This window comes from Thermodesulfitimonas sp. (assembly GCF_052743955.1).
Map to the genome: position 1 here is coordinate 1 of NZ_JBRAIN010000105.1, position 1,968 is coordinate 1,968.

General features: G+C 56.1%; 1 protein-coding gene. It reads right to left on the reverse strand.

Features of this window, described 5'->3' with window-relative positions; translation table 11 throughout:
• Positions 1-69 precede the first annotated feature (69 nt).
• Positions 70-1,968, reverse strand: a 1,899-nt coding sequence (locus ACUVTA_RS08265; RefSeq protein ID WP_445952475.1) for a DUF499 domain-containing protein, incomplete at its 5' end; no start/stop codon positions are given.

Genomic DNA, 1,968 nt, shown 5'->3' on the forward strand with positions numbered 1-1,968 from the left:
GGGTGATTACTTCCGATCCGATAAGATAGTAGTTTTACTGGAAAAGCAATGGCGTCTATTAAATCTACCTCAACCTTCCTCCCATTGCATTATTTTGGCTCCCAACTGCAGTAGCGTCTCCTTCACTTTACTGTCCAAGGTGGTGCGGTCAAAACCGGCTGCAGATTCTGCCTTGATCTCGAGGATGATTTCGGGGTCGGAACCGGCCCCTTTTAAGGGCCTGATGACACCCTTGACGATTTCCGAAAGCTTATCCCAAGGAACGGCGGCTTTAATGGCTACCTGCGTGATCCGGCCTGGTTGCTCTTTCTTGGTGGCTGGGTCCGGACGGGTGCCGGGCTCCGGCTGTTCTCCTCCTGGCGGGTAAACCACCCTTTTTCCGCCTGGCGGTGCCACCGGTTCAGCCTGTTTCTCCGCCGCCGCTTTTTTAGGCCGGAGGACCAGGGAATCGGGCGGTGTGTCCGGAATAGCCTCGTCGAAATAGACCCGCTCCCCGATACGGACCCCCAGCAACCGGCTTTTAACCCCTTGTTTGACCGCTTCCGTGAGCACGTTTTCGCTCTCCAGGCAAGGAAGCCCCGGCGTTTTCAGAAAGAGTTCATAAATGTCCTGGAGGCTTTTTTCCTCTTCGTCTTCTCTGAAGGCTCGTTCCAAAATCAATTTAGGTGTAATGAGAGACAGTATTCGTTCTTCGCTTTTAAGGCTCTGGAATATACGGCCGGAAAGCGACTTTTCCCCTACGGTGGGCAGCCCGATGTCCCGCCAGATAACGGCTCCATTTCCGTACCACCCTACGTGCCGGTAAGCGGCAATCATCTGGAAGGGGAGGTCCTTTTCTGCCTGCTTCAGCCTGGTCTGAACCTCCTCCCGGGCGGAGGCGGTAAGGGAAAGGCTTTTGTCCTGCGCTATCTCCTGAAGCGCCAGGAACCGCCGCAAAAACCTCTCCAATCCGGTGTAGGCGTCCGGGTCAAACGCCACGACAAATAAGGTATTCCGGTAGATGCGGAAGGTGACGCCGGCGTTATTCAGCAAATCCCTGGCAAAGTCTTGCGTCTCCTGCCTCCCGTACCTCAGTTCCGGTCCGAGGAAGACAATCTTGAGCCGTTTGCTGTCGGGGACATCGCCGGAACTCCGCGACCAGAGATAAACATCACAGGGAGCGCCTTTCGCGATTTTGGACAACTGCTCCTGGAGGGCCTCCAGGATCCGGTCGGCCTCAACCGCTTCCTCTTTCTCGATGATGATCCGGTTCAGGTTGGGCTGGTTTTTAAAGGAATACAAATGCTTTTCCCGGTGGAAATACCAGAGTGATTCTTCGAGTTTATTTACGGCATCCCCGACGATGGTGGAAGGAATTCCTTCCCGCAAAAGCGCCACTCTCAGCCAGGGCAGGGTCACGCCCCGGCGCTCTCCTCCGGAGAAGGAGTAGAGAAAGACGGTGGTGGCTAAGCCGCGCGCGATGCCGTACTTTTCGTATTCGCTCCCCATCTCCCGGTCGATCTGCGCCGCTTTACCGGTAATGTCGGCACTGATGATGCTGTCGTACTCGTTGCCGATATGTTTAAGGAACTCCCGCCTGATCGGCGCACTTCCGAGGTCAACAAGCGAGGACTGGATCAGCGGAGAAAAAGTCTTCTTTTCGTAAAGATTACCTACCACCTGGGCCAACAGCCGCAAGACGCCCCGCGTCCGCTGGAAGGTGGGGAAGGACCCCCACCGCTCGTAAAGGAGATCAATGAACTCCGGATGGAAGGGGTAGGCCCGCTCGATCTTCTCCCGGTAGGCCGTTTCCCTCACCTCACCGGGAAGGTCGTTGCCCAAGGACTGGTAGAGCCTGAAGTATTCCTCCGCTACCTGCCGATGGATCTCCGGATCGCCCAACTGCTCAAAGAGCCGCTTGCGGACGACCTCGTAAATCTCCACCCCTTCTACCGGCACGTAAATGCTCTCCACCCGGCCCGATACCTT